At 71.5% G+C, this 21,437-nt stretch carries 23 protein-coding genes; 10 read left to right on the top strand and 13 right to left on the bottom strand.

Annotation, left to right across the window (positions count from 1 at the left end):
• Positions 1-10: 10 nt before the first annotated feature.
• Positions 11-649: a hypothetical protein gene (locus BM362_RS32280; RefSeq protein WP_143132558.1), complete on the bottom strand. Its 639-nt coding sequence runs from the start codon at positions 647-649 to the stop codon at positions 11-13.
• A 642-nt stretch (positions 650-1,291) separates the two neighbouring features.
• Here BM362_RS32280 and BM362_RS32275 point away from each other — a divergent pair.
• Together BM362_RS32275 and BM362_RS32270 are read left to right on the top strand one after the other, a co-directional pair.
• Entirely contained in the window at positions 1,292-2,089 is a 798-nt protein-coding gene (locus BM362_RS32275; RefSeq protein WP_143132557.1) for a hypothetical protein, read from the top strand.
• Positions 2,090-2,103: 14 nt separating this feature from the next.
• Positions 2,104-2,352 (top strand): hypothetical protein, encoded by a 249-nt coding sequence (locus BM362_RS32270; protein WP_093575738.1) that lies wholly within the window; start codon positions 2,104-2,106, stop codon positions 2,350-2,352.
• Positions 2,353-2,495: 143 nt separating this feature from the next.
• On the opposite strand, the gene BM362_RS32265 is transcribed toward BM362_RS32270, so the two are convergent.
• Positions 2,496-2,684, bottom strand: a complete 189-nt coding sequence (locus BM362_RS32265; protein WP_143132556.1) for a hypothetical protein — start codon at positions 2,682-2,684, stop codon at positions 2,496-2,498.
• 49 nt (positions 2,685-2,733) lie between these two features.
• Positions 2,734-3,051 (bottom strand): hypothetical protein, encoded by a 318-nt coding sequence (locus BM362_RS32260; RefSeq protein WP_093575736.1) that lies wholly within the window; start codon positions 3,049-3,051, stop codon positions 2,734-2,736.
• 256 nt (positions 3,052-3,307) lie between these two features.
• Here BM362_RS32260 and BM362_RS32255 point away from each other — a divergent pair, with 256 nt between their 5' ends.
• Positions 3,308-3,817, top strand: coding sequence for a hypothetical protein (locus tag BM362_RS32255; RefSeq protein WP_093575735.1), 510 nt, complete (start codon positions 3,308-3,310; stop codon positions 3,815-3,817).
• Positions 3,818-3,887: 70 nt separating this feature from the next.
• Positions 3,888-4,499, top strand: coding sequence for a hypothetical protein (locus BM362_RS32250; protein WP_143132555.1), 612 nt, complete (start codon positions 3,888-3,890; stop codon positions 4,497-4,499).
• A 136-nt stretch (positions 4,500-4,635) separates the two neighbouring features.
• Here the strand turns inward: BM362_RS32250 and BM362_RS32245 are convergent, their stop codons facing one another.
• Positions 4,636-5,487: an SAM-dependent methyltransferase gene (locus BM362_RS32245; RefSeq protein ID WP_244287360.1), complete on the bottom strand. Its 852-nt coding sequence runs from the start codon at positions 5,485-5,487 to the stop codon at positions 4,636-4,638.
• Positions 5,488-5,703: 216 nt separating this feature from the next.
• Between BM362_RS32245 and BM362_RS50095 the strand changes: the two genes are divergently transcribed.
• Positions 5,704-5,826, top strand: coding sequence for a hypothetical protein (locus BM362_RS50095; RefSeq protein ID WP_280142759.1), 123 nt, complete (start codon positions 5,704-5,706; stop codon positions 5,824-5,826).
• A gap of 237 nt (positions 5,827-6,063) precedes the next feature.
• The gene (locus tag BM362_RS47835; RefSeq protein ID WP_167545538.1) at positions 6,064-6,345 is read left to right on the top strand and encodes a hypothetical protein; all 282 of its coding nucleotides are present in this window, start codon (positions 6,064-6,066) and stop codon (positions 6,343-6,345) included.
• A 64-nt stretch (positions 6,346-6,409) separates the two neighbouring features.
• Here BM362_RS47835 and BM362_RS32235 read toward each other — a convergent pair whose 3' ends face one another.
• Complete coding sequence (locus BM362_RS32235) at positions 6,410-6,742, bottom strand: hypothetical protein (protein WP_143132554.1); 333 nt, start codon at positions 6,740-6,742, stop codon at positions 6,410-6,412.
• Positions 6,743-6,932: 190 nt separating this feature from the next.
• On the opposite strand from BM362_RS32235, the gene BM362_RS32230 reads away from it, so the two are divergent.
• Positions 6,933-7,238, top strand: a complete 306-nt coding sequence (locus BM362_RS32230; protein WP_093575730.1) for a hypothetical protein — start codon at positions 6,933-6,935, stop codon at positions 7,236-7,238.
• Positions 7,239-7,337: 99 nt separating this feature from the next.
• On the opposite strand, the gene BM362_RS32225 is transcribed toward BM362_RS32230, so the two are convergent.
• Positions 7,338-8,798 carry a GGDEF domain-containing protein gene (locus tag BM362_RS32225; protein ID WP_167545537.1) on the bottom strand — a complete coding sequence of 487 codons (1,461 nt, stop codon included), beginning with the start codon at positions 8,796-8,798 and terminating at the stop codon, positions 7,338-7,340.
• Positions 8,799-9,780: 982 nt separating this feature from the next.
• Here BM362_RS32225 and BM362_RS32220 point away from each other — a divergent pair.
• Positions 9,781-10,644, top strand: a complete 864-nt coding sequence (locus BM362_RS32220; protein WP_093575728.1) for a helix-turn-helix transcriptional regulator — start codon at positions 9,781-9,783, stop codon at positions 10,642-10,644.
• 161 nt (positions 10,645-10,805) lie between these two features.
• Positions 10,806-11,747 carry a hypothetical protein gene (locus BM362_RS32215; protein ID WP_093575727.1) on the top strand — a complete coding sequence of 314 codons (942 nt, stop codon included), beginning with the start codon at positions 10,806-10,808 and terminating at the stop codon, positions 11,745-11,747.
• 205 nt (positions 11,748-11,952) lie between these two features.
• On the opposite strand, the gene BM362_RS32210 is transcribed toward BM362_RS32215, so the two are convergent.
• The 7 genes from BM362_RS32210 to BM362_RS32180 form a co-directional block, all read right to left on the bottom strand.
• Entirely contained in the window at positions 11,953-12,459 is a 507-nt protein-coding gene (locus tag BM362_RS32210) for a hypothetical protein (RefSeq protein ID WP_093575726.1), read from the bottom strand.
• A 257-nt stretch (positions 12,460-12,716) separates the two neighbouring features.
• On the bottom strand, positions 12,717-13,691 hold the full coding sequence (locus BM362_RS32205) for an ImmA/IrrE family metallo-endopeptidase (RefSeq protein ID WP_093575725.1): 975 nt from the start codon (positions 13,689-13,691) through the stop codon (positions 12,717-12,719).
• 497 nt (positions 13,692-14,188) lie between these two features.
• Positions 14,189-14,920 carry a hypothetical protein gene (locus tag BM362_RS32200; RefSeq protein ID WP_093575724.1) on the bottom strand — a complete coding sequence of 244 codons (732 nt, stop codon included), beginning with the start codon at positions 14,918-14,920 and terminating at the stop codon, positions 14,189-14,191.
• A 56-nt stretch (positions 14,921-14,976) separates the two neighbouring features.
• Positions 14,977-15,939, bottom strand: coding sequence for a L,D-transpeptidase (locus BM362_RS32195; protein WP_244287359.1), 963 nt, complete (start codon positions 15,937-15,939; stop codon positions 14,977-14,979).
• 89 nt (positions 15,940-16,028) lie between these two features.
• Positions 16,029-17,915: a S53 family peptidase gene (locus BM362_RS32190; RefSeq protein WP_244287358.1), complete on the bottom strand. Its 1,887-nt coding sequence runs from the start codon at positions 17,913-17,915 to the stop codon at positions 16,029-16,031.
• Between the two features lie 369 nt (positions 17,916-18,284).
• The gene (locus tag BM362_RS32185) at positions 18,285-18,701 is read right to left on the bottom strand and encodes a hypothetical protein (protein ID WP_143132553.1); all 417 of its coding nucleotides are present in this window, start codon (positions 18,699-18,701) and stop codon (positions 18,285-18,287) included.
• Positions 18,702-19,180: 479 nt separating this feature from the next.
• Positions 19,181-19,864: a hypothetical protein gene (locus BM362_RS32180; RefSeq protein WP_093575722.1), complete on the bottom strand. Its 684-nt coding sequence runs from the start codon at positions 19,862-19,864 to the stop codon at positions 19,181-19,183.
• A gap of 531 nt (positions 19,865-20,395) precedes the next feature.
• Between BM362_RS32180 and BM362_RS32175 the strand changes: the two genes are divergently transcribed.
• Positions 20,396-21,223 carry a hypothetical protein gene (locus BM362_RS32175; protein ID WP_093575721.1) on the top strand — a complete coding sequence of 276 codons (828 nt, stop codon included), beginning with the start codon at positions 20,396-20,398 and terminating at the stop codon, positions 21,221-21,223.
• Positions 21,224-21,437: the final 214 nt, after the last annotated feature.

Raw genomic sequence — 21,437 nt, 5'->3', positions numbered from 1 at the left:
TTTCCCCCGTCTATCCCCCGGTGACGCGTCCCAGCCCCCCTGGCTGCGGCGCGGAATACTGAGGCGGCCTGACTGGCAGGCCGCCGGCCGGGAACGCGGGCCCCGCGCGCGGCGGGAACGACCGGGGCCGGGGCGGCACGACGGCGCGGCCGGGCGGCACGACGGCGGACGGAGGGTGCGCCGGGCGGCCGCCCGCGGACGGCTGCGCCGGGCGCGCGGGCGCGGAGTACATCAGCCGCACCGCGTCGGGCAGCCGGCGGACCAGGTCCGCGACAGGTTTGGGAATCGTCTTGCCCGGCGGTGCTTCCAGCTCGGTCCACTGACGCTGGTGGAAGACCGTGAACGTGGCGGCGAGGTGCGGTCCGGCGCTGCGCAGGTGCGATTTGGACGCGCGGCTGAGGCCGCCGGGGACGGTGTGCATCACGATCAGCACCGGCGGGCGCGGGCACGCGGCGAGCGCGCGGCCCAGCTGCGCCGTCGCCGCCGCGGTGTTGCTGGTGATCAGCAGGTGGACCAGGCCCCCGCGGTACACGCCCAGGTCGCGCACCGGGATCTTCCATTCCGCGAGCAGCACGCGGGCGAACGTCGTGGTCCCGACGCCGCCGGAGACGCCGCCCAGCACCAGCGGCGGCCTCTGCCCATCCGTCACGTGTCCCCCCGAACACCGTGTGCCCGCGCGGTGCGCGGGGCTGTTGCTGCCGCCCGGATGGGCCACGACGGCAGAATTTGTTTGCTTGTGCAGAATCCCGGGGGCTCGCGGTCGGCGATCTCCCCCGATCGCCGGCCGCCGCGAACCCGGCGGCTGGTCCTCGTCCGGCTGGTGCTCCCGGTCCAGGACCGGGGCCGCCGGGCTACGGCCCCCCTCGTTGCGCGGTCACCCGGAAGGCGCAGTGCGCCCGTGACGGAGAGAGGAAACCAGGTGTGCTGCGGCGTGCTCGACGCGCCGCACCGGCTCTCCCCGTTGACCACGCTCAGTGCCCGAACGACGCTCGGGCGACGGGCGCGGTCCGCGTCCACCTGGTTGACCGCGCACTGCTCGGTCCCCCTGAAGCCAACCAGGCAACTACTCCGAGTTACCGCTTCCCCCATTTCTGGAGGTAATCAACATCTACCCGGTCGCAGAGCGTCACGCCAGCGGCCCGGCTAACTATAGTTAATCTATCACCCGTTCAGCCTAGCCGCTACGGACTACTTGTGACTTTGAGTGACTTTCTTGGTATGCAGGGTCTGAACGCGGCGGCGAGGCCGCCGTGACGACGGGGCGCGACCGCGGAGGCCGAGGGGGATGTGCATGTCCGCACGGGCGTACGGACGCCGGCTGCTGTTCCTGTCCGAGGCCGCCGACCTGCTCCCCCGCGAGGAACGGGCGCGGGTGGCGCCGCTGCTCGACCCGGCGCGCCGTCCGGACGTGGCGGGCCTGCGGTTCCGGCGACGCGACCTCGAGGGCTGCGCGAGCGACGGCGGCGCCGAGACCGGCGTGGCCGGCCGCCTGCTCGGCTACTACTGCGGGCTGGAGACCGGGCGGCTCGTCGTGCTCGGCGAACCGGGATCCGGGAAGAGAGGTGCCGCGCTCGATCTCGCGGCGACGCTTCTCGGCTCCCTGGACCGTCAGCGGCGACCGCGCCGGATTCCCCTGATGCTGGATCTGAGAGGCTTCGACCCGCTGCGCAAAAGCCTCTGGCGCAAGGAAAACAGCGACACGCTGACCGGGCCGCTGGGGCTGTCGCACCGCTTCGACGACTGGCTGGCGGTACAGGTCGCCGCGCGGCTGCCCCGGCGCAGGGACCGGCGCCCGGTCGCGCGGCTGCTGGTGTCGCTGCGGCGAGTGCTGCCGGTGCTGGACGGAATCGACGACATGGACGAGCCGGGCGGCCCGCCGTTGAGGGCGATCGCGACGCTGCACGCGCTGACCCCCGACGCGCGCCGCCGGCCGTTCGTCCTGGCCTGCCGCACCCGCACCTTCGACCAGGCGAACAGGCACAGCCTCGGGACCTATGGCTACCCGGTCCTGCAACAGGTCACCGCGATCACCCTCGCACCGCCCGCCCACGCGCCCGAACGTTCCCAGCCCGCAGGGCGAATGCCGTGAACACAGGAGGAAACGTGCGGAAGTCCCCGACGGTGATCAGCCTGGCCGCGCTCGTCATCGCGGTGGCGGCGCTGATCGTCCCGCCCGGCACCCACATCGGCGAGCATGTCGTTGCGGGGCTGGAGGAATTGGGGCAACAGCCCTGGATCTGGACGGCGATCTGGGCTGCCGTCGGGATTCTTGTCCTGCTGGGGCTCGCGACGGCCGTCCTGGCCTGGACGGCGACGCGAACTGGTCCGTGCCAGCGAGGATCGCGAAAGTGACCATGGCGCAAGGACATCGCGGCGGGACGGACCGCGACGGCGCCCGGCCGCCGGGCGACGGGCGAGGACGGACCGACGACGCCGTTCCCGGCGACGAGGGAGCGCGCACCGCGCGCTCCGGCGACGACGCGGCCGGTGCGCGGTCAACGGGGCCGGACCTCGTCCGGACCGACCTCGACCCGGACGGTTTCCGCCCGCGAGAAGACCCCGCCGGGAATCCTGAACTCGACCACGGCGGACGAGGCGAGTCCGGCGGGTTCGACGACGGCCCCGACGGCGCCGGCGGGCACGTGCGGTCGCGCGATGCCGCCGATGCCGCGGGCTGCGGTCACTTCGTCGCCCGCCTTCATGCCGGTCGCCGCGCGGTCACGGCACGCACGATCAGGCCGTCGCCGCGTCGGGCGTCGGGGGCTGGGATCGCATCGCGCCCCGCTCGTGCCGCGACGCCGGAGGACGATCGCGGTCAGCCTCGTCGGCGAACTCGGCGAACAGGCGCCGGGCTTCGTCCCTGGTCGCTTCGTCGTAGTCGCCACTCAGCATCGCGGTCAAAATGGGGACGGCGGATTCACGGAACCGAGGGTCCCGTCGCCAAATGTCGGCCAGCGAAACCAGGCCCAAAGCAGCGGTTCGACGCGTGCCCAGCAGATCGACGGCCGAGATGTAGGCTGCGGTCGTCTCCAGGGAATGCGTGTCCGCCATGCAGCCGATCGTACCTGCCCGAGACATTCCCGGTCCCCGCCTCGCCATACCGGATTCCCCTGTGCGAGACCTGGTCCTGTCGCACGAGGGCGTGCGTTCCGCAGGCTCGGACTGCAGCCGGAATCGCGTGGCAATCCCTCGTCCGTCTCGCCGCAGCGCCCCCGCGTACGCCCGTCTCCGCACCCTGGTACCAAGGTGACCCGCGCTCGCCGTCCGAGCGAGCCGCTTCGCTGTCCGACTCAGAAGGAGTCCGCGCATGCAGCTAGAACTTCCCGACGACGTGATGAGGCTGGTCCGTCTCTCGGCCGCCATCGCCGGAGAGACGCCGGAGGAATGGGCGTCTGAACTCGTTCGCCGCCACGTCGACACCGAACCGATGCCGCGGGGCCCGCTGCTCATCGAAAGCCCGCCGCCGCCCGCGACCGCGGTCGCGGCCGCGCACGACAGCGAACCGGCGCCTCCTGCGGCCGCCGGGACCGAACATGCTGCGCAGGAGGAACCGAAGATCCCGGACGACACCGCGCTCGTCCTCGACGTCGTCGCCGGATCCAAGCTCCTGAACGGAAAAAGTCACGTGAGGGCAACGGAACTGCTTGCCCTCATGGCGAAACGCCACGACTGGCCACGCGGTCCGAAGGGCCACGGCCGTCTTTCCCAAGCCCTCAGCCAGGTCCGCGTGCACAAAGAGTCCACGATGATCGGCGACAGCCAGGTGAAGACCTACCCGGCCGCCGAACTGAAGAAAGCCGTCGCAAACCGAAGCTGACGTCGTCGGGTGCGCGGCCGCACCGTCCTGCTGCAGCCTTCAGCCCGGCCGCGCGAACACCTTGAGCGGCATGCCGAATGCCGGCTTCGGGAACCAGGAACGCCTTGGGCGGCGAACGGCGAGCATTCCGTTCGCCGCGCAAGGAGACCTCGAAAGGCAGGTGCTACAAGCGATGAGCGGCAGCGGATGGCGTCCGAGCGTCGGCGACCTTGTCGAATATCCGGCGGCAGGAGGGCAGGACGCACTGGGCACCGTCGACGCGATCACCCCGGCCTCGTCGCGCCGCCCGCGGGCGCAGATCCGGGAAACCGGACAGTGGCACGAGTCGAGCAGCCTCGCTCCCGCCCCCGACCCGCGCACGTCGGTCGACGCCGCCGCCCGGGCGCGGCTGGCCGACTGGCTGCGCAGGAACGTCCGCTACGAGGGCGGCGTGTTCTCGATCCTCCGCGAGACCCATCCGCGCGATCTGCGCGCGATGATGGAATGGGACGCGGTCGTGGAAGACGCCGACGGCAACGCCCGCATCCACCCGGCGTTCTACGCCGGGCTGCTGCACGCGGCAGACCTCATCGAAATCAACTCGCGCGGACCCCGGATCATGGCCGAAACCGACCCGCCCGACAGCGGCGTGCTCTACGGGTGCGGCCATCCGATCAGCGGCTACCCCCTGCCCCAGGACTGAACCAGTCGCCCGGGGGCGGCGGCGCGCCGGAATCCGCAGCCGTCGCGCGAACTCGACCTCGCCGCTCGACCGGCTGGGCGGCCGGTCCGGACCGGACTCGCCGCAGCCTGCGGCCGGGCCGGTCGGCGCTGTGCTGTCAGAGTTTCTTCGCCACGCCGGCCGCCAGGATCCGTTGCGCGGGCGAGAGTTCTCCGAGCGGCCCGTCCGGCCACCAGAGAGCCGCCCGAACGATCCCCGCAGGCTGGTGCGGCCCCGGCGGGATCAGCTCTGTGTCGTGGAACAGTGCTTCGATCTCGGGGAGGGTCAGTGCCGTGACGTTCTTCATGCTGCTGCTGTCGACGGCGCCGAGGACGTTCTTCACCGTCGTGTCGTCGTCGCTGCCGTCGTGGGGGTCGATCAGGTGGGAGATGGCGACGTACGACCCGGGCGGGAGCGCATCGATGAGCGGCAACGTCGCCGCGGCCGCGACCGCGCGGTCGGCGGGGGTGTCGCAGTAGCGGTGGTGCAGGACCGCCATGTACAGCAACGCGATCGGCTCGTCCCAGTTGAGGTGGTCTCGCACCACGGGGTTCTGCAGGATGCTCGGCGGGTCGAAGGCATCGGCCAGGACGAATTCGGTGTTGTCGTTCTCGGCGAGGATGGCGCGCCCGTGGGCGGCCACCACCGGGTCGTAGTCGACGTAGAGGACCCGCGCGGTGGGATCCGCGCGCTGCACGATCTGGTGCACGTTCTCCGCGGTCGGCAGGCCGGATCCGATGTCGAGGAACTGCCGGACGCCGGTCTGGCTGAGGAACCGGCAGACGCGGGTGAGCAGGTTCCGGTTCACCCACGCGAGTTCCTTCGCGTCCGGCAGTTCCCGCAAGATCTTGTTGACAGCTTCCAGGCCTTTCTCGTACCAGCAGTTCCCGCCGAGGAAGTAGTCGTAGACCCGCGCGATGCTCGCCTGGTTCGGGTCGACCCCCGGCGGCGCGTATTTTGCGTCGGCCACGACGCGTACCTCCCCGCGTGCTGACACTGTGATCCCAGCCGCACTGAGAGTAGCGGTCCGGTCGTCTCGGCGCGAAACACCCTGCCAATAAACTGCGCCGCCTCGCACCGGTCGGTTGCGCGCGAGCCTCGACGAGGGCGGTTCGGCTCGGGCGGTGCGAACGCCGCGCCGGCGGGCTGAGCATCGCGACGTCATTCGGCGGGAGACACTCGGCGGATGACGTCGCGCATCGTGGGCCGGGTGGCGACCGCGTACGCCTGGCGGTTCCGGCGGGCGGCTGCGATCGTCCTGCTGCTGGCGTCCGCCTGCAGTGCGTGGAGCGCCGCCGACAGCGGCTAGGCGGGCGCAGGGATCGCCGGCGTCGCCGCGGCGGCGGTTCTGGTGTGGTTCGCGTGGTGGATCCGCGTCCCGTCCGGTCGCGAGGCGACCCGCTTGTACCTGCGGCTGGCCGCGATGGTCGATGCCAGCCGGGATCTGCAGACGTTCGTCTCGTTTCGCCCTGACGGCCGGAGACTTCTCCGGTGCTACAAGAGGAGGTTTTATCGCGCCATTTTCCGTCACCGGCTGGACGAGGACATGGACCCTCCGACGGTCGACGAGCCCGGCTACGCCAGCGGCGACATGTTCGTCTTGCACCCGTTCACCAACCTGGTCTGGAAGGTGCAGCAGAGCGAGCTCGTCGACGAGACGGGCGCGATGGTCGACTCGCCCGCCGACCTCGGCGCGCCGAAAGCGCCTCGCGTCGCGAAAACAGTCTGGTTCGCGTTCCGGACAGGGCACGGATTCGCGACCGCGGCAGAACTGAGGGAACTGCTCGCAGACCTCGACAACGCCCGAGCCGCGGAGGAAACCGACTGAATCCCCGACCGGTCGCGAAGTCGAAGGCGCGGTTGTCCGGGAGGGGCAGGCTCTCCTGCTCCGGCTACCCGGCCGCTGTCGGGTCGAGGTAGTCGGTCAGCACGACGTACCCGTGGTAGGCGGGGTCGTCGGTCGTGTCGACGACGACCTGGCAGTCGTGTCCGATCGACGCGAGGAAGCTGCGCAGGAGCATCACCGCGGGCCAGTTGTCGCCCGTCCAGTACGCCTGCTCCCAGTGGTATTCGACCGTGCCAGCTCCGACGGCCTCGAACGGCCCGGCATGGTCGCGCCAGCCCGCGCCGGACCAGGCCGTGTGCACGGTCCACAGCTGCACGAAGTCGGATTCGTCCATCGTGATCGTGATTGACGGCATCGGCGTCCCAGCACTCTCTTCCATGACGACGGCGTGACCCGGAGTTCGCCATGCTCGCACATGGGCCCGGCCCTCGTGCGTGTCGAGTCGCGGAGCGCGCGCCGCGCCTGCGGCGTCGGTTCACGCCTCGGATGCCGGTCGTTCGGCGGCCAACCGGTCGCCGCGCGTGCTGGAATGGAGCGTCGGGATCGTGAGGAAGAGGGACGGTCGGCCGGTGGAACCCAAACCTGCGCGGCGAGCCGGGCGGCGCGAGGCCCTTCGGCGGACGCTGCGCGACGTCCGGTACCTGGCGCCCGCCGCCGTCGCCTGCTGGGCCGTCACCGGCGCCACCGCGGGTTCGGCGGCCTGGGCGGCGGGCTGGTTCGTCCTCGTCGCGGCCGCCTGTTTCGGGCTCAACCGGCAGTACGCGCATCGGCGGACGGCCGCGCGGTCCGCGGCGGTGCGGCGGCACCCTCGGCTGCGCGCGAGAACTGTCGCGGGAACGCCGCCGCGCGGCCGCGGGCGGGTGCGCGGTTCCTGACAGCAGTGCCGGGCAGCACCGCGCGGCGCGGCAGACGGCCGGGCCCCGAGACCGTTGCGGTCTCGGGGCCCGGTTCGCGTCACCTGGCGGGTCGGTGCGTCATTGCGGGACGGGCATCCGCTCTGCGGTCTGGTCGCCTGCTGCGCCAGCCCGGTCCTGCGGTGCGGGCGAGCAGAGCAGCTGGTCGCCGGCGTCGGGGACGAGCATGGCCAGCGCGACGACCTGGTTGCGTCCGTTGCGTTTGGCGACCTCGAGCGCTTGGTCGGCGTACCGTTCCAGCGCGGTGATGGTGGTGCCCTGCTCCGGAGACGCGGCGATGCCGATGGAGATCGTGCACGGCGGAAGGGGGTCGTGCCCGAGCCGGAGGGTGTTGCCGCCGGCGGGGTTGACGACTTCGGTTTCGAGGTTCTGGACCGAGCGGCGGATGCGCTCGGCGACATCGAGGGCGGTGGTCCAGTCGGTTCCGGGGAGCACGACGGCCATTTCCTCTCCGCCGGTCCTGGCCAGGATGTCGCCGGTGCGGGTGTCGCGCCGCAGCACGTCCGCGACGGCCGCGAGGACTTTGTCGCCGCCGGGGTGGCCGATGCGGCTGTTCCATCCCTTGAATTTGTCGATGTCGATTTCCAGCATGGCGGTGGGCTGCCCGTTGGCGTGGTCGATGTCCACCGCGGCGGCCGCGAGTGCGTCGAAGCCGCGCCGGTTGAGCAGTCCGGTCCTGGCATCGGTGATGGCGGCGGTCTTGTGCCGCGCGCTTTCGGTTTCCAGCGCCGCGATGCGGCCGACGTTGCGGGTGTCGAACACGGCGATCGCCAGCATCCCGAGCAGCGCGGGCGGCGGCAGCACGACGGCCACGAGCGCGACGGCCATCCCGAGCAGCAGGGTGTGCAGGATCAGCTTGTTGTCGTCCCGGCTGCCGATCGTGTAGAGCAGGCTCCATTTGCCCCAGCGGATGCCCCGGTAGATCCCGATCGGCACCGCCTCGGCGAGGAAGTACACGACGACCGCGCCGGACATCACCGCCAGTGCCCGCAGCCCGGCTCCGGTGTCGAAGACGACGGGCGTCTGGCCGAGCCAGGTCGCGGCGTCGAGCAGGTCCCGCACGGAGCCGGCGGCGACGACCGCGAGCACGACCGTGGCGGTGGTGCTCGTCCACAGCCCGAGAGGCTTGCGGGCGGTGAAGAACCGGCGGCTGCGCACGATCAGGACGAGCGCGATCGCCATGGTCGTCGGCAGCACCAGCGCTGCCGCCGCGGACCAGATTCCGTTCTGGTCCACATATTCGACAAGTGCGCGCTCCTGGCGGACAGCGCGTCGGCGCTCCTCCGAGGGGCGGGTGAGTGCCATGTGCGCGAGCGCGAGGGCGGTGAGCAGCGCGAACAGCACCCAGTGGTGCAGCCGGGGCGTGTCGGACCGGAGCCACGCCCACGCCACGGCGCCCAGTCCGGCGAAGTCGATCAGCAGGACCGAGGCGACGGTCGCCCCGCTCAGCGACCGCAGCGCGTCTTTTGACCGGTATTTGTCACTGACCCGAGCTTCCTTCGCCTTCCGGGCTCGTGACACCCTTACTACCGCCATCACAATCCCCCCTGATGTGCGACAGGCGCAGCCACCCACGACCTGCCGCTCTCACCTCGCGCTTCGGGGCCGACGAGCAGCGGAGGTGAACTTTGTGCTGCTTCGCGAGCCGAAACCGGGCTGCCTTCTGGGGTGAACGCACCTGCCCGGCACCGAACCGCCTTCTTCTCCGGGTTCGTCGCGCCTCGGATGCGAGATCGCATCCGAGAGGAGGTCCCGCTATGCGCCGCGACCGCGACATGTGAACGAACAAGTACAGCCTGCAACTGTCACTCCCCCTGACAACAGGTCCATTCGAGTCGGCTTTTCCGTGCCCTCGTCAACTCAGAGGAGGCAACGCATGCGCGACCGTGACATGTGATCCCCCTTTCTTCATGCGATTCCCGGGCCGACCGGCCGATGATCGCCCGCCGGGGAACGGCGGCGCGGCAGGGGCTGTCGCGACCGTGCCTGCGGCCGCGAGAGTCTGCCTCTGCCGAAGGCGAGGTTCCCGGCGATCGGCGACGGACCCTGGCTCCGGTCCGCGACGCCTGCCGTCGCGGACCGGGCTCGGCGACGCGCCGGAGAACGAACCGGCAGGCGAGGCGCGCGAACCCGGCGGCCTGCCCTGTGCGGCAGCCCCTGCCGGTGCTGCCCCCGAGTGCCCTCGGCACGCCGGCGCGCGTTGGCCGCGCACAGGCGCGCGAAGCGGGCCGCCGAATCCGGCAGCACGATGAAGTTCCCTCACGATGGTCCCCCCGGGCCAGCGCACTTAACTATAGTTAACCGCGTCCGTCACTGTAGGGCAGGCGGAGCTTGCTCAAGGCGCCATGCGGGAACACTCACCCATATGGACTAGCCGTGTAACGTGAGGTGACGATACTGGGGAGCATCGGCGGGTCTCGACTACCGTTGGTTTTCCTTGTGGCACCCACCTACCGGGTTCGGCCATGACCGAAACCGGTAGCCACAGCAAGGGGGTTGAGGCATGCACGAAACTGGGGGAACGTCCCCGCCGACCGGCGAAGTGCTCGATCGCTACCGCGCCGATCCGGTGACGGCCCGGAAGATCAACAGGCTGTTCCGAGCCATCCGGCCTGGCGGCGGGAGCACGGAGTACACCAACAAGGAGGTCGCCGACCGGATCGGCGCCTCGGACACCTACCTCGGCTATCTGCGGGAGGGAGAGCGTCTCGATCCGCCGATCTCGCTCGCCCGGGCGATCGAGGAGTTCTTCGGCGCCAAGCCCGGGTACCTCGATCCCGACGCGGATCCGGCGATCGTCGCCAAGGTCGACTGCCACCTGGAGATGGTCGAGAAGCTCAACCGGCTGTTCCACACGATCCGGTCCGGCGACGGGGAGAGGGAGTACACAAACAAGGAGGTCGCCGATCGGGTCAATGTCTCTGCCGCCTACATCGGCTACCTGCGGCGCGGAAAGCGCGACTTCCCCACGATCTGGGTAGCCCGGGAGATCGAGAAGGTCTTCGGCGTCCTGCCGGGCTACCTCGATCCGGGCGCGAATCCGGAGACGGTGGAGATGGTCGAGCGTCAGCTGAGCATGATCGAGGCGCTTCGGGCGGAATTACAGCTGCAGAACTCCCTGCTGCAGGACCAGCTGCTGCGGCTGGAATCGCGCACCGCCGACGACGGCCCGCCACCCGCCGATCCACAGCGGGATCCGGCGGTCGCGAGGAGGACCGACCGCCAGCTGGCCATGCCCGAGGGTCTGCGGGCACATCTGGACGTGCTCGAGGAGCTGCGGGAGGGGGGACTGTCGGGGGAAGTCGTGGAAGAGGCCGCGCTCCGCATGCAATCGCGCGACGCCGACGACGGCACGCGACCGTCATGAGGTCGTTCCCGCGCCGCCTACGGTGATCTCAGGGCGATCATCGATCGGGTCTGTCCCCCGGTGCGCCGCACAGGCCCACGAGGACTGCGGCGGCCGGCGACGCCGGGCGCGCCTGTCCCGGGCGCTGCGGGAAGCCCTGGCCGTCGCTGTGCTCGGGCTCCGTGTCCGAAGGCAACCACGACTTCGGCGGCGACGAGGACGAAGATGAGCCTGAGCCGGAGCCGGGCTGGGAGCCGCCGTGGCCGTATGTGTGGACCAGGCTGGTTCTCGTGCACGACCTGCTTGCGCGCACCGCGAACCTGTTGCGGGACCCGGGTCTCTACCTGGACTTGTCCGGTCCGGCCGAGGACGCCGCGCGCCTGGCCCGGGCGATCGACGACGTCCACTCGATGGCGTGCACGGCCTGTCGCGACGGCGTCGAGGTGCGGTCCGGCGAGTCCCCGGACGGGCTGCGCCGCGCCGTCGATCTTCGCCGGGCTGCGGTCGTGGACGCCGAACTCGCGCTGGCCGAGGACCCGCGCGACCCTGAAAGTCCTGTGTGGACAGTGGATTACCGGGGACACGGCGGGTTCCTGGCCGCCCCGGTGCGCCTCGGCGATGACGGCTTGGCCGGCGAGGCCCCGAGGCGGACTTTCCCGGAAAAGCTGCGGAAGCAGATGTCTTTTCTCGTCCGACACAGGGAATCAGGGGTGTTCTTCGACCAGCCTTTGCCGGAAAACAATGGAGAGGTTGTCCAGATCTTCGCGGCACGCGGTGCAGTCGTCGCCCGTGCAGTGGTGCCCGATCGGGATCCCGGCTTCGCGTTCCTTGATCCTGAAGCGGACGACGGCGTCGGCGACGACGTCGTCCGGCGTGTATCCCGTTGCCTCCGCGAGCGCCTCGTCCTGGAGCCGGAGAATGATTTCGAGCCCGCGGCGGCCGCCTTCGCGGAAGGCGTCGACTGCCCTGGCGTCGTCGGTTCCGAAATTGCAGTGAATCGGGCTGGAGCACGTCGTGCACGGCGCTCCGAGAAAGCCGGTCAACCGGGGAAACACCTCGGGAAACAACAGATCCAGTTTCACCGGGCCGTCGGGGTCGAACGGTCGCCTGCACCAGGAACATGAGTCTTGGGCCATGCCGACCATCGTCATCGGGAAATCCGGCTGCGACAACCGGGCCGAATCGGTCCTGACCGGGGACGTGGACGGCGGCTTGTCCGCAGGCCGGACACGCGAAACCGGTCGGCGCATGAGGACCTGAAAGAGTCGCCCGATAGTGCGGCGCAGTCCGCCCGTGCGCGGAGCCGGCCGGTCGAGGCCGACCTCGATCTCACGGCACGCGCGGCGGACGTTCCCGCGGCAGCCGCGTCGGCTCGGCCTGCGTCGGCGCATCTGCGGTCCACGCCGCGTCGAGCGCGTTCCAGAGCCCGGACGTGCGCATCAAATCGGTACGTGCGGAACGGTCCGGGCACCGTTCGGCGGCCTGCCGAGTGCACAGGCTCGCCGCCCTGCAGTACGCGGCGATCGCCGCGACCGCGGCGTCCGCGGCGGTCCCGAACAGGGCCTCGGAATCCTGGATGCGATCGGGCACCTCGACGTCCCTGATCGTGGCGGAGACGCAGGCCAGGAAGTAGGCGAGGTCGAACTCGACCGTGCCCGCGCGGGTGTGCCGCAGCCTCCACCGCGGGTCGAGAGCCACGGCGAGCCCGCCCGCGTACGCCGCGGCGAGCCCGGACCGCAGCACCGCGACCGTTGCGCCGGTGTCGGCCGGATCGACGTCGAACAGGGCCGTGGTCGCCGCGGCCAGGCGGCGCGCGGCGGATGACGGGGCGAGCACGGACCGTATTCTCGCCCATGCCCGGCTCGGCGGACCGGGAACCCTCGCAAGGCTCGAAACAGCCTGGCGGGCAACGGAAACCCGTCGGCCGGTCGCGATCGCCGGGCCCGTGGCCCTGCCCGGCTCGCGCAACCTGACCAGTCCCTTCGCCACCGGCAGTGTCCGCCAGATCCCCCGCGTCTATGCCGCGACCGGCGATCGCGGCGGTGCGCCGTTACGCGGACCCTCGAAGGGGCTGGTCGCCACGCGGGTGCCGGTCAGCCCATTCGGGTGCGCTGTACCGGTGAGGCTAACCCGCGTCGCCGGGCGGCGGTACGAGACCGCAGTCGTCCGGCTGTGCGTCGTCGTCGATGTCTCGGAGCTGCGGGAGCTGACGCTGCGCTCTCGCCGGTCGCGGCCGCTTGGACCCGCCGACGTGCCGTCTGTGCCGCGTCCGCTCTGCGACGTCGCCGGCGCGGCCGGGGGTGGGTGCGCAGCACCGTCCAGTTCAGCAGGAACCGCAGGGCTGTGAGTTCTTCCCGGTCCCAGTCTCGTTCCGTCCGTTCGATCAGGCGGCTCATGCTGTCGACGCTGGCGGGCATCGGCGCGTCGAGCGCTGCCATGGCCCAGGCATCGGCCTGGAGTTCGGTGTCGCGGGCGATGGCGTACGTGCGCAGGTGGCACAGCGCCGCGGCGATCGCCGCAGCGGCGGCCGCGGCCGCGGCGAGCACCGGCAGGGGCATTGTTGCGGGGCCTGGCAAGGAAAACGCGAGCAGCGCTCCGGGCCAGGCCAGTGTCCGCGCGAGCGCGCCGCAGGCCGTCCGCGCGCGACGCCAGCGGTGTTGGCGCAGGTGCGCTTGGTTCCCGAGCACGGCGTGGGCGATCTCGTGCGCGAGGACGAACCGGCCGCGGTCTGGGTCGTTGTTGAACCACGACGGTTTGACGTTGATCCACGCCAGCGGGGATCCGTTGGGCGTGGCGCCCGAACAGCAGTGGGTTTCCACTCGGGGATCGCAGGTCAGTTCCAGCCGCACCGACGCGCGGGACGCCAGTTCGCTGCCCGTGCGGCCCAGCCAGACCGGCACGGGCGGGAACCGCATCGGCCGTCCGGCTTCGGCCGGCCATGCGGCCACCGGATCAACGAACTCCGGCATCTCGTCCGGCCCCCAGCGCCAGGCTCCGCACGGCTGGGCGTCCTCACCGCGCGGCGTCGCCCGCCGCACGTCGGCGCCGGGCATCCGTCGGCCGGTCACCGCGGCGGCGTCCTGCGCTTCGGCCGCTTTCGCGCCCGCCGCGGCCGCATGGCACCAGGCCGGGTCGACCGGTCCAGAGCGGTCAGCACGATCCCGGCCAGCACGAGAATCCCGAGCGCGGCCCAGGTTGCCGCCGGGATCCACGGCAGCTGCGCGAGGGCTGTCAGCTCGCGACGAGGTGCTCGCCGAGACGGGTGCCGGGCGGGACGATCAACGCCGCCGTCGCGATGACGAGCGCTGCCAGGCTGATCGCAGTCGGCGATGTGCGCACGTCTCCTCCTCCCGGTGTTCCTCTGTGTGCACGGCGCTTCTCCCCCCGCGCCCGGTGACGGCCCGATCCCGCCGGAGCGTGTCTGCGGAGGGAATCGGGATTCCGGCGGCCTGCGCGGGGTGCTCGGGTCGGGGCGCCGGTGTGCCGTGCGGCGGGCGGCCGCAGCGAGGCGCGGCCTGCCCGAGCCTGCGGTTCTCGGGCAGGCCGCGCGGGCCGGGTGGCCGGGTCAGCCGGTGACCGGCTGGTGACCCGGCTTCGGCTGCGGCGCCGGGGCGGGCTTGAGAGTCGGGGCTCCGCCGTGCCGCGTTCCGGGTTTCCCGCCGGCGGCGGGCTTGCCCGGGGCGTGTTGCCCGCCGGTCGGCTGGCCCGGCCCGGGCTGGCCGGGTACCGGCTTGCCCGGCCCCGGGTCGTGGGTCGGGGGGTTGGTGGGCTTCGCGCCGCAGGACACGACGGCGACGAGCGCGGTTTCGGACCCGCCGTCCGCGCCGGTGAGCGTGATCGTCGCGCCGGTCGCCTTGCCGCCGGAGACCGAGCCGTAGGTGACGGTGAGGGTGTCGGAGAGTTTCACCGTGCCGGTGCGGCCGGCCGAGGCCTTGCCGTCGGTGCAGGTCGTCGAGACCGGTCCGATGGACTTGCCGCCGACGGTCACGTCGGCGACGGTGGCCGAGGCGGTGCCCGCTCCGGCTTTCACGCTCAGGCCCTTGGCCTTGACGACGCCGGTCTTGGACCGGACGGACCCGAGCGAGTCGGACGCGACCGCTCCGGCCGAGCTCACGTACGGCTGGGCGCGGAGGCCGTCGGTGCCGCCGGCGGAGACGCCGTAGGCGGTGGAGGCCTCGGCGGCCGAGGCCTGCCCGACGCTCCCAACGACGATCCCGGTGACGCCCGCGGCGAGCACCGAGCCCCCCGCGAGCGCCGCGAGCATCGCCCGCGGCTTGATGGTGGTGGTGCGGACCATTTCTCCCCCTTGCTGTTCGGCCGCCCGTGGACGGGCCGGGCCGGTGATTGGCGAATTCAGCGGATCAGCACCGGCGTGCCGAGAGGCACGTCGCTGCTGAGGATGTTCAGAGCATCGGGCGGCACCCGGATGCAGCCGTCCGACGAGGATTTGCCGTAGACCCCGTCGGTGGGCCAGCCGTGGACGCCTACGGTTCCGGGACCGCCGCCGTAGGTGGTGTAGGTGTCGGAGTGCACCGACAGCGGCAGCACGATCGGGCTGAACGTCGGCTTGGTGTCGCGGATCGAGGCGAGGACGAACGCCCGCCCGGCAGGGGTGGGCGAGACGGGTTTGCCGACCCCGACGGTCCAGGTCCGGACGGTCGCGCCGTCCTTGACCAGTTCCAGCCGGTAGGCGGCCCGATCCACGCGCAGCACGTAGGGGGTGCGGGCCTCGTCCACGCGCGGGTCGTCGCGGTAGAGCCAGGCGGTCGAGCCGTTGGGGCGCCCGGGCAACAACACCAGTGCCCAGCCGGGCTGTTCGCCGATCACCGGGACCCAGGTGTCGGAGCCCAGTTGCGTCGGCGGCAGCGCGGCGATCGCGGCCGCGCCGGGCTTGCTGTAGAGCGGCACGGCGGTCCTCGGATGCAGGACCAGCCCGTCGGGCTGCTGGCCCGGTGCCGGGTCCTTCGGCGCCGTCGGCAGGTCGGCGAACGTGGTCTCCTGCGGCAGGGCGGCCAGTTGGGCGTCGGTGACCGCGGCCGGTGCGACGACCTGGTCTGCTTCGGCGGCGGTGTCCGCTGCGGCAGCGGCGTTCGGTGCGTTCGGGGCCGGGGTGTCGGCGCGGGAGGCGACCGCGACGGCGGTCAGCGCGGCCGCCGCGGCGAGGACGAGCAGCGCCAGGATCCGGACGCGTCCCCGCCCGGCCGGGCGGGGCGGCGGCTGCTCGGCGGCCCGGCTGTCGGCGTCGCCGCGATCGGCGGTGCTGTCGCCGCCCGGGTTCTCGTGCTCGTCCGGATCGGGCATGCGGTGCTTCCCCACGATTGCTCCCCCAGTGTGCGGATGGTTCGGGCCAGGAGGGGCGGTGCGGCGGATTGGGGCCGCCGCACCGCCCGCTCCTGCGGCGCGGGCTACTTTTTGGCGAAGTTCGCCACGAAGTCGCCGTTCGGGGTGCCGAGACCGGCGACGTAGTCGAACCCGGGCGCGGACTGGATCGACTGGGGCTTGTCGTCGACGTCGATCAGCTCGTCGCGGCCCTGGGCGTCGCGGGTCCAGATCCCGGCCCTCTGCGGGGTCACGTCCGTGAGCCCGGCCTTGAGCCTGTAGAGCGCGGGGTTCATGTGGCCGAGGCGGGTCACGCCGCGGGCCTGCTGGGCATCGGCGAAGATCCCGGCCATGATCGGCGAGCCGAGCGAGGTCCCGCCCATCGGGCCTTTCTTGCCGCGCATGACGACGGTCATGCCGGTGTAGGGGTCCGACAGCGCGGAGACGTCGGGGATCGCGCGCTTGCCCTGCGCCGAGGACGGCACGACGCCTTTCTGCCAGTCCGGGGCGTCGTAGATCGCGGAGACCCCGCCGCCCGCGCCGCCGGCGAACCGGCCGCCCGCGCCGGTCTTGGGGACCCACTTGCCGCCGGAGAGGGTGTTGGCGGCCGATTCCCAGCCGCTGGTGAACGCCACCTTGTTGTCGGCGCCGAGCGCCACGGTGGTGCCGCCGACCGAGGTCACCCAGGGCGAGGACACCGGGAAGGACACCCCGGCTCCGCGGCCGCCGGTCGAGTCGTCGCCCGCGTCGCCGGAGGAGAACAGCACCGCCTGGCCCTGCACGGCGGCCTCCACGACGATGTCTTCGAACTGCTCGCGGGTGGCCTGGGAGATCTCGTTGTCCCGCGCGGTCGAGGACCACGAGTTGGTGATGATGCCGGCCTTGTTGTCCGCGACGGCCCGGTTGAGGCCGTCGTAGGCGCTGCAGTCGCGGGAGGCGTACCAGATGAACTTCGCGGCCGGGGCCGTCGCCTTGACGGCTTCGGCGTCCATGGTCTCCTCGTGGTTCCAGCCTTCTTCGCCGTCGCCGCCCTGGCAGTTGGCCGGCAGGCCCGCGCTGTTGGTCGTGTACTGCCCGGGCGCGGGCGGCGTGCCGCCCGCTTCGGCCGCCCACTGCGTCACGTCGTCGACGAGCGTCTTGGACGCGTACACGCCGGTGGCGGCGATGGTCTGCCCGGCGCCGGTGTTGGCGGCCGTCAGCCCGTAGATCGCGCGGACCTGCCCGGCGCCGTAGCCGCAGATCTGGTTGCTTTGCCGACCGGCCGGGTATTTCTGCGGGACGTCGCCGTTGTTCTGCTCGCCCCAGTAGCGCGAGCAGTACTGGCTGGACGCCCCGGCCGCCGGGGCGGTCGGGGCCGCGCCGGGCTTGCGGTGCGAGGAGGCGGTGACGGCGCGGTCGCCGTCGTCGAGCCCGAGCACGGCCGTGACGGCGGGCCGCACCGCCTGGGGCAGCGTGACCTCGCCCTCGGGTGCGGCGAGCAGCTGGCCGCCCTTGCGGTAGGTCGCGAGCTTCGTGCCGAAGGCGTCCTGCAGCTGGTCGACCGAGCCGCGCGCGGTCACGAAATGCCGGTTCGCCGACACCTCGCCGACCTGCAAACCTTGCCCGCGCAGCCAGTCCTGGACCCGCTGCACGGTCTCGGCAGCGGGCCCGAACCGGTCGAGGAACTGCTGCGGGCTGACGAACTTGCGGTACTGCGCGGATCCCGGCGTGGTGACCGCCTTCGCCAGCGCCTGCGCGCCGGCCGGATCGCGCAGGCCGAGCGCCACCCGGACCTCCCGCTGCTGGCCGCCGTCGACGTCGGCGACCTTCGCCTGCGGCGCCGCCCAGGCCGGGTGGCTGCCCGACACCGCGGTGCGGTCGGACTCCCCCGGGTGCCCGGCGAGCCCCTGCGCCGAGACCGGCGCGGCCGCCAGCCCGGCGAGCACCGCGGCCCCCGCCATCACGCCCGCGATGCGGACTGATCGCACTGCCATACGTTTTTCCCCCCGTGTTCTCATCTTGCATTCGTGGCGACACCGGATGGCGCGAATGAGCGACAGCGACAGCGGTTCAGGAAAGCGAACAAGCGAGAAGGAAAAACGTTCTCTTCCGCTTCGCGGTCCCCCTGGAAACTCTTTCCCTTGTCTCCCCGGTGCGGACCGAACTCCCCTGCCGGTCCGTCTGAGCTGGCCTTACGGCTCAGCTCGTTGCAGAGCTTCCCAGTCAGCAGAGGCGCAGTCAACACTTCACCGGGAAAATGTAAGCCGCAATTTCTCTGTGTATTCGCATGTTTTTCCGGGCATGCCTGTTGCCGGTTCGAAGCGTTTTCGAACCGGCGCATTCGCGGTTTGCGGACCGCTGCTTCAACGCACGGGAAATGCCTCCCCGAGCACGAATGCGCGGTACGCCCCGCACACGGTGGTGTCCTGCGCGGTGTCGACGTACCCGCGCACCCGCAGCCGCTGCTCGGCCGGGCGCTGGCCGCGGTCGTGCTGCGCGAGGAGTTCCTGCTCGGGCGGGCCGGTGATGCGGAAGAGCTGGGTGCGGCCGCCGGGCGCGGGTGCCTCCATCGTGACGCAGCCGGGGCGCGGGAGGTCCCAGCGGACGTCGGCGACGGTCTCGACAACCGGGCCCCGCGCGTCCGGCGGCGGTACGGACACCGGGTTCGCGTCCGGGTGCCCGGGCGGATCAGAAGACGAGCCGCAGCCGCCGAGGACGGAGGCGGACACGGCGGCGAGCGCGCACAGCGCCGCTCCGCGTCGGATCGGGGTCGCGTTCACCACATGCCTTTCTGGTACGGACAGGGCAGCTGGTTCCGCCGCGTCGGGTCCGCGTGGGCGACGCGGCGGAACCAGCACGGCCGGGCGGGCGGGGTTCCGCGCTGGGGTCGCAGATGCCGCCCGCGGCCGGTCTTCTTCTCCCGGACCCCCAGTCCGGGAGACGAATCTGGCTGCTGCTCGTGCTGGCCGGTCCCGCCGCGTCCCGTGGATGCCCATCGGCGGAACGCGGCGGGACCGGGTCGGCTGCCTGGATGCCGCGACTGGGGAGGGCGGCCCCTGAGGTGCGGGCCACGAGGGTGTCGCGACGGCAGCCGTTTCGGTTCCCCAGGAGACCGTCAATTCGCGGAGCGGCCCGGCTGCGCGAGCCGACGTCCGGCCGGGTCCTGTTCGGACGGCGGCGGTACGGTCGGCGCGATGCCGGCAAGCAACGCAGCCGCGGTCGTCGGGGCGAACCGCCCCGCGAATTGACGGTGGAACGATCAGGCGACAGACCGGGCGCCGGGCCCGAACTCGGCGGGCACCTGATGCGCGTCGGCGCCGACCAGCGGGTACGCCCACCACGTGTGCTCCCAGTCGCCGACCTGCCAGCCCAGCGGCGTGACCCGGGTCGGCAGTTTCCGCTTGCCCCGGGAGGTCGCGGGGCGGGCCGGGCGCACTGCGCGGGCGAGCCCCGCGACGTCCGGGGGCGGTTCCACGATGGAAGAGGCGTCCGTGGTCAGGATGCCCGCGACTGCGGCCCAGGCCCGGTCGGTGAGGCGGCCCACGACCCCGGCACCGTAGACGACCAGGGCCAGCCCGTCGTCGTAGTCCTCGATCTGGACGTCCAGGCAGAGGCGGTAGCCCAGTTCGGCCAGCCGGTGCTTCGCCTCCCACAGTTCCGAGACGGCCGGGGCGCCGTGCTGCTGGCGCCGCTCGAACAGCGCGGGATGCTCGCGGTGCAGCGACTCGTAGTCGATGTGCTCGCAGACCGTGCGCGCCACCGGCGAGATCGACCAGGGCGACACCGACGGCTCCACGTGCCAGTCCAGCTGCCGCGCGAGATCGTCGGGAATCAACGCCTGTCCGGGATCCAGCCGTCCCGCGCAGGCACCCGGCTCCGGCAGGAACACCAGCGACCCGTCCAGGCCCCCCGGCCGCACTGCTCGGCCCGTACTCGTGCTCAAGGAACTCCCCCTCCCTTGGTCCGCGAGGCGATCCCGACGACCGGCCGGGACACGACAATGGTCACGTTCCGTGACATCGTACGGTTCCCCCTGAACCGAGCCTCGGGACCCCTGTCGCGTCGCGGAGCGGATCCCCCGATCCGCCCCCTCGCTGGACGTCAGCTAACCACAATGATGACCTAACGTCACGATCATGGGAAAAAAGCCTCAAACTTTAGGCTGAAAGGGTGAAATATGGCTACATAGAGCGATTAACCATAGTTAATCGGGTATTCAAGCAACCGTCGGCGTCCAGGTCGACCGGCTTTGCGGGCGGACGCAGGGGGCGGCCACCGCGCTCGGGAAGGGCTAGATCGAAACGCACGTGATCGCGTAGCGTCACGACCGGGGACAGGGGGGATCACATGATCTGGGGGTGGGCCGCCGCGGCGGCCCTGTACGCCGCTGGCGCCGGATGCGTCACCCACGGCCTGTTGCAACTGCGCCGCCGTCGGCTCCGGGCCCGCAGGACCGCCAGCGGCGGCGACCGGGATGAGTGACGCCGCTTGCGCCGCGTACGAGGAACGCACCTGGCGGGCGGCGACCCGAAAGGCGTTGCGCGCAGTCGAACGCGAAGCCCGCATCCTCCGGCGCCGAGGCTGGGCCCGTCTCGACCACCCCCGCGTGGTCTCGACGCTGCTGGACTACGCGGGCCGCACGCACCGGCAGCTGCTCGACGCCGCCGACGACCTCGCCGCCGCTCGCCTGGAAGGCAGATCCGTCCCGCCTTCGGCCCTCGCCCGCTACGGAGATCTCGTCCGGCGCTCGCGATCGGTCCGCCCGTTCCTCGTGGGCGGCAGCGCAAAGGTCTGGCACCTGCTCTACCGGGTGCACCGCGTGTTCGGGCGAGAACCGGCATGGGCCGCAGCCGCACCCGGGCGCCCCGCCCGAGGGCACCCGCCCGATCATCCCCCACACGGGCGAGCTGCCCTGCACAGGCAGCAACACGCCCGGGAAAACGGGTGGTGCTTGATCGCGAGCAGCTTTTGTACAAAAGTCTCCGCCATGCCGAAGCATCGTGGTGCGAAACAGCGCGCGAACGGGCTGAACTACCGGATGGAGCGCCCGAGCGTCGACGCGCGTCTGCACGTGGCGATCAAGGTCGCCGCCCGGGAATACGGCGAGGCAGGAACGCTCGCCTACGAACGCGTCCTGCGCGCGGGCCTCCAAGCCATAGGCAAGGAGGAGCTCGTCAACCTCGCACTCGCGTGCGACGGCATCGTGACCAAGGAGGACATGGAACAACTCGAACTCGCCCTACTCGCCAGGTTCGGCCTCGGCGGAGAGGAAGCGGAAGAGGAGCAGCGAATGGCGTCGTAAACAAGCGGAGGCGGCCCCCCGAACGGGACGCCGCCTCTGAGCCTGGTCGCACCTAGCCACTGACTTTGCCGGTCACAGCAGCTAGTTGCGCCTCACACCCCCGCTGTCACCCGGGGGCCCAAATTTTTCGCCCGACCCGTCAAGAAGGGCTTTGTGCTGCCTACGGTACCTGGTGCCGGAGGCATTTTCCAGCATCCCGCTGCGCTCGTGTCTC

Origin of the sequence: Amycolatopsis rubida (assembly GCF_900115345.1) — a bacterium.
GTDB classification, from domain to species: domain Bacteria; phylum Actinomycetota; class Actinomycetes; order Mycobacteriales; family Pseudonocardiaceae; genus Amycolatopsis; species Amycolatopsis rubida.
This window is presented reverse-complemented; position numbering and strand designations above follow the sequence as displayed.